Raw genomic sequence first — 6,065 nt, 5'->3', positions numbered from 1 at the left:
GTCTCCTGTCTCCTTCTTCAATGCCTTTTTTCAGTGATTAAATTCACTGGAGATAGAGCGGTATTATCCTGTTTGATTAGCGTAATTATTACGCTAACTGTTAGTTACTTTTTGTCCAAAGTCCAATGATAACTAAAAAGGGTTAGGGGTGGGTTGTCTCTTGTCTACTGATAACTGATAACTGATAACTGAAAAAGGGGGAGGGTTTAGTTACGCAAAGAAACCCGGTTTCTTGAAGAAACCGGGTTTCTGGGTTCGCCGATCGCTGATAACTGATAACTGAAAAGTGCCAGGTACCATAAAAGAAAAAAAAGAGAAAGGTAAACTCCCCTCTCTTCTTCTTTCTAGCTTTTATTCTTCCTAGCATTGCTACCTAGCATTAAACCGCCTAGTGCGGTCAAACCAAAAATTAGAGAGGGTTCGGGAGTTGACACCTCCTCTCCTCCACCATCTCCCGCTTCCGCCACCGACCACACAGCCCACATGAAATCGTTCTCATTCACATAATCTCCAAGTTCCCCCACACTTACAAGATCATCCAATTCTAATTTCCAATTACCCTCAAGAAAGAAGCTTCTTGTCCCTGCAGTCACACCGCCATCCGTCATCAGAAATGGTAGAAAGAAATAGTCTACAGCTACATCAAACACAAACAATCCCTGCTCCCAATCATATTCTGAATCAGATATATAAAGCGACTCAGCGCCTAGTGATTTCTGGATAGAATTAAAAAGCTCAGAAGCTTGATTATCTTCAAAGAAATCAAACTCTTCTAGGGTAACACCATACGCTTGCTCAAAAGTTCCATTTATAAAATCTACGTTAAAAGTATCTTCACCCACAGATAGTCCTTCTATTCGGGTAACATGAACACCATCCTCATCGTACTTTAACGTAAAAGCTCTTGCTTCGCTTGTTGGCGCCAACAGGTTGGCAAAGGAAGCTAGTAGAGCAGCGCCAGCGCCAGTAGCAATTGACTGACCAATTTTCTTCCAATTTTTCATAATGGTATGTTTCTTGTATTTGTTTAAATTTTTTTCATTCTATTCTTCCCCCCTACTGTCAAGAGCATTTTGCCAACTTCATCAAATTTTCATAACAGTAACATCGTTTTCGTAAATCTTCTGAATCTTATTTATACAAGTAATTTTTCATTTTTCCGGATTAAGTAACTATTTTCAACACCCGCGAACATTCCTCCTTCCATAAATCTCTGGCATAAAACGCTCAACCGTTTATCTATCAATGCTTTTTGTAAGTTTGTCAGCCTTTAATTTTCATCGTACCTGGCCTAAGTTTGATTGGGGTAAATTTTTGAATCAATAAAATATTTTCATAGAACATTGATTGTGTATTTATAAAGGTATTGGGAACGATCGCGCTTTGCCAGACTTTATGTATAGTGCCTTTGCATAATTTATGTGTATTAGAAGTTGGGAGCGATCGCTACTCCCAGCAGCCAATACTATTGATAAATTTGCCGTAATTGCTCGATAATTTCCACAGTTTTGACAGAGGTGAGAATTGTTTATAAAACCTGAATATTTTCAATAGCATTAATCTCTGAAAATATCTCCTTTCCTGATTCACCAAATTTCAATTCTAATCCTAGTTATATTCCAGAAAGTATTCCTCTTTGTTCGCCTCGTTGTTCGCCAATTGCTACTCCCTCTTGTAAAATTTGTTGATACCAAGAAGATTGTTGTAAAACTGCCATATCCCACCTCATTATTTTTTGTACTATTTAGCTATCAGCTTTTAGCAGATCTGGGTTTCCCCTGCAACCCCGCGGCAGGATAGGGGTTGAAATCCCCTTCTCCCACGTTAAAAAATAATCTTGCTGACTGCTGATTACTGAGAGCTGACCGCTTCTTTAATACAAATGTAGCAAAAAATTCTAGTAAATTTTCTAATTCTGAAAGTTGTTCATCCTCCCGCAAAAGTTGCAACGCTTCTCTCACAATTGCTTCTTCTCCTCCACCTTTAAGAATAGGAACAAAAGGCATTAGGGAAATAAACAAAATTTACACTTTTTTTCAGAATATATTGTTTAAGAATCTGACTGATAAATTTGCCGTAATTGCTCGATAGTCTCCATAGTTTTGAGAGAGGCGAGAATTGTTTATCATTTTCTTTGTGGGTTTAATACCCCACCGTCTACACGGTGTTCAAAATTACTTGGGGTTAGAATCCCCATGTAATTTTCCTCCTGTCTCCTGTCTCCTGTCTCCTGTCTCCTTCTTCAAAAAACCTGAATATTTTCAATAGCATTAATCTCTGAAAATATCTCTTTTCCTAAAGAGCAAAATTTCAATTCTAACCCTAGTTCTATTCCAGAAAGTATTCCTCTTTGTTCGCCTCGTTGTTCACCTCTTTTGACTATTTCTGTGGTTGTGCTCGGTTGGAGAATATTTATTAATACCGTATAAATATGTTTTTTGTATTTTTCTTCTGCTAATACGGCATAAGCATACATCCGAAGTGGCATTTCTGTGTTTTACCTTAATTGCATTTCATTCACAACAAGAAACTCTCCATACTCTTGACTAGAAACACGCAGCAAAACATACCCTTCTCAACTTACCCACTGGAAGTCTGAAGAAATAATTTCTTTGACAGTAACATTCGGAATTTGACTCACCCATTCTACCCAACGACTGAGGGCAATTCCAATTAGACGTTTACTGCTAATATCGACTTTTTTTGTTTTTTTGTCATTCGATGAAATCTAGTTTATTCTGTCTGTTGAAAATTCAAAAAATAGGGAATAGGGAGTAGGGGGAAATAATTGATGATTTCTGTGGGATTGATTATATTTAAACTCCGCCCTTAAGGGTGGGGTCTTATTAGAGAAGTCTAATAGTAAGGGCGGGTTCCAGTTCAAATTAATAATATCAACATTAGAAAATCTTTAACCTTCTTGCTTCTTGCTTCTTCTTATTAACTAATAACTGAAAAGACTAAACTCCTGCATGACCCAGAGCTAAACCAGTAATTAACATACCTAATACTAAAAAAGGTTGGGCACTTGCTTGATATTTCACATCATTTTCTAGAGGATTTCTGAGAAAATACATATCCTGAAAAGTAATCTGAGGAATTACCATCAATAGCAAAATTACAGCATACAAATTTTCTTGAATACTAATTAAATAAGCTGCCACTCCAGCTTGAAAAATATCAATCATTAATACACAAATCCAAGCCGCCGTACCAATGCCAAACATAACTGGTAATGATTTTAAACCCAACTTTTCATCTCCTTCCACACTCTTAAAATCATTAACTACAGCAATTCCTAATCCAGCAAAACTATAAAACAAAGTCAGAATTACAATTGTTAAATTTAACTCTCCAAATAAAGCATGACCAGTCCACCAAGGCAAAGCAATATAACTAGAACCTAAAGCATAATTTCCTAACCAACCATTTTGTTTTAACTTTAGTGGAGGTGCTGAATAAATATAAGCTAAAAATGCTCCGAACAAACACAATATAGTAATCATTGGAAAATCGTGACCAGCCCACAAATCGAGAATATATGATATGCCAACCCCTGATAGTAACAAAACTAGAATTTGAGTCACAACTTGAGGAATAGAAATTGCACCTGAAGGAATCGGTCGATAAGGTTCATTAATAGCGTCTATTTCTTTGTCATAAAAATCATTTAAAGTTTGCGTATAACCCGCCATCAAAGGTCCTGCTATTAACATACAAGTAGCAGACTGTAGTACATTTTCTAGATTCCAGCTATAATTTCCTGAAGATGCAGCTCCACAAACTACTCCCCAGATTAAAGGAATCCAAGTTATGGGTTTCATTAGTTGCAAGCGGATTTTCCAAATATTAGTTTCTCCACTTGCTGCACCTTTCATTCCTAATATTTGTCTGGTTTTAGCAGTGCTATTTTCTTCTGTTTTTGTTTCTCGATTAGTCATTTCAGTTATCAGTTATCAATTATCAGTTATCAGTTATCAGTTATCAGTACCTCTATGGAATAGGGAGGCCAGAAAATCCTGAAGTTTCTGTTCTCTTGGTCGATTGGATATGGCAAGGTTTCTTCCCCATCTCTCGACCGCTTTTCATACCCTTAAAAGGGAAAGGTTATGACCTTACTTTTTGGTCAAAGTAATTTATATACTAAGTTTGAAAATGTTTTGTGAGAAGTTTTTCAACCTACTTTTTTGAAATTACAACAGTTTTTATTTTAGTAGACTACTGTAGGGACATTCCATGAAAAATCCCTACAAGATTTTGGTTTTGGTTGTGTAGTTAATATCTCTGAAAATTACTATAAACTTTTGAGCAAAGCAAAAAATCAATCTTTTTTCCTACTCCCCGTCACCCCATCTTCTCTACTGCCTACTGCCTACTCCCTACTGCCTCTAAAAAGAAATAATCAAATAACCATCTTGGAACTTTGCACCAGTTACAGGTTTTCCGCTAAGAGGAGGTGGAAGGAAAATATTTCTTCTTTGGTCTCCAGCTTCAATTGTTACTTCTGGTCCATATTGAGTAAGTCCAATTTGTTTTTTATCAAAACCAGGCAAAAATAAACTTACTTGACTTTTTTGAATATCTATGATGATAGGCTTAGGAGCCTTAACTGCTTGACTAAAATCTGGCAGAGCATCCATTAGAGGTTGCCAATCTTCAGTAGAACGACGGGGAATCGGAGTTACAGATAGTGGTGCAAATTCATCAGCAACATTATCCGCTAAATCTGCCTGATTCAGAATTACTCCCCCTACAGTCAGATTAACTTGTTGGGAACTTCCCCATAAATATTTTGCTGTGGCGATCGCTGCTGGATCTTTAGTAGTAACCAAGTATGCTGCTACTCTATTTGGGTCAGCTATAGTAGCTTTAGCATTATCTAACAGTTCATTGATTTTTTCAGTAGGTTGAGAAAAATTATCCCCTGTCCAATCAACATTTAGAATAGCACTACTAATAGGTTGAACAAATGGAGAAATAGCTTTGTAGACATCTGAGTCGAGAAGAACTTGACGGAAGCGACGAATATACCAACTCATAATTTCCGCCGAACCCAAAAGTCGTAAAGTCTCCTTATCTCCTGTGCCATCATAAATAATTACATCATATTCCCCACTAGTACTATATCCCCGCATAGTATTAATCGTCAGAATTCCTTCTACTCCTGGTAATACTCCCAGTTCTTGACCATATACCTTTTTAAAGAAGGGTGTACGGATATATTCAGCTTCTAGTTTTTTCAGTTCTTCCCAACCGCTTTCTAGTAAACTTGCTGCCTGAATATTGACTGCTTTGAGATTGGAGTCTATTTCTGTAGGTTCTGGGCCAATATTAGCACCTAATAACAAGGATAATGCAGGAGTTGGTTCTTGTCCGACAAATAAGACTCGTTTACCAAGGCTAGCGTATTGTTTGGCAGTGGCAAATGCAATGGTAGTTCGACCTGTACCACCTTTACCCAAAAATGTGTAAGTAATGGTCATTATTTATCTATCAAAAGTTTAGAATCAAGGAACATTTACATTTTGTAATTATTTAGTTTACTTTAGAATAATACTTTAGTTATAATTAATTTTCTGAACTTGATATTTATAGATTTAGCTGATTTCCCAAGTCTATACCAAAGATTTTAAAGTTCAATGTCCTCCGCAACACCGCACTTGGAGAAAAATTTCCTATACTGAACAAATGATCAGCAAGTTTGAATTGCCAGTCTAACCTTTGTCTAGCTATTAATTGATGCAGTTTAGCTATTTTGCACTTGAGAATCTTCCAAAAATCGCAAAACTTTGTACTACTCCAAGTCCATTGATATGTTGTACAGATCAATGGACTTGCTGGTTTATGATTTGAAACATCGGCAAATTCCTCAATTCTCGTAATCATTCGTCATTGTGCAACGCAGCTAGCTGAAGTAGAGTATCGTACTGTTCTGGTTGTGACATACTCCCACACTAACCTTGCGGTATAGTGTGGGCTTCTCGTTTCGCAGTCCCGGTACCCCGTCGGACTCCACGAGCTTTAAGGACGGAATGCCCTACCGCCCTATTTTTGATATTTATTGC

At 37.0% G+C, this 6,065-nt stretch carries 5 protein-coding genes; all 5 read right to left on the bottom strand.

The genetic code is table 11. The annotated features are described in order from the left end of the window. Positions 1 to 344: 344 nt before the first annotated feature. The 5 genes from F6K06_RS32965 to F6K06_RS32945 all read right to left on the bottom strand — a co-directional run bounded on the left by F6K06_RS32965 (position 345) and on the right by F6K06_RS32945 (position 5,483). The gene (locus tag F6K06_RS32965; RefSeq protein ID WP_124145159.1) at positions 345 to 1,004 is read right to left on the bottom strand and encodes a hypothetical protein; all 660 of its coding nucleotides are present in this window, start codon (positions 1,002 to 1,004) and stop codon (positions 345 to 347) included. Positions 1,005 to 1,751: 747 nt separating this feature from the next. Further along, a complete protein-coding gene (locus F6K06_RS32960; RefSeq protein WP_205127379.1) occupies positions 1,752 to 2,021 on the bottom strand; it encodes a hypothetical protein in 270 nt (89 codons plus the stop codon). Positions 2,022 to 2,242: 221 nt separating this feature from the next. Then, positions 2,243 to 2,488, bottom strand: coding sequence for a hypothetical protein (locus F6K06_RS32955; protein ID WP_124145158.1), 246 nt, complete (start codon positions 2,486 to 2,488; stop codon positions 2,243 to 2,245). Between the two features lie 472 nt (positions 2,489 to 2,960). After that, positions 2,961 to 3,941, bottom strand: a complete 981-nt coding sequence (chlG, locus tag F6K06_RS32950; RefSeq protein WP_124145157.1) for a chlorophyll synthase ChlG — start codon at positions 3,939 to 3,941, stop codon at positions 2,961 to 2,963. A 447-nt stretch (positions 3,942 to 4,388) separates the two neighbouring features. Next, positions 4,389 to 5,483 carry an ArsA family ATPase gene (locus F6K06_RS32945; protein ID WP_124145156.1) on the bottom strand — a complete coding sequence of 365 codons (1,095 nt, stop codon included), beginning with the start codon at positions 5,481 to 5,483 and terminating at the stop codon, positions 4,389 to 4,391. Positions 5,484 to 6,065: the final 582 nt, after the last annotated feature.

This window comes from Okeania sp. SIO1H4, assembly GCF_010672695.1.
GTDB classification, from domain to species: domain Bacteria; phylum Cyanobacteriota; class Cyanobacteriia; order Cyanobacteriales; family Microcoleaceae; genus Okeania; species Okeania hirsuta.
The sequence above is the reverse complement of the archived record's forward strand: the minus strand, read 5'-3'. Positions and strand labels throughout refer to the sequence as shown.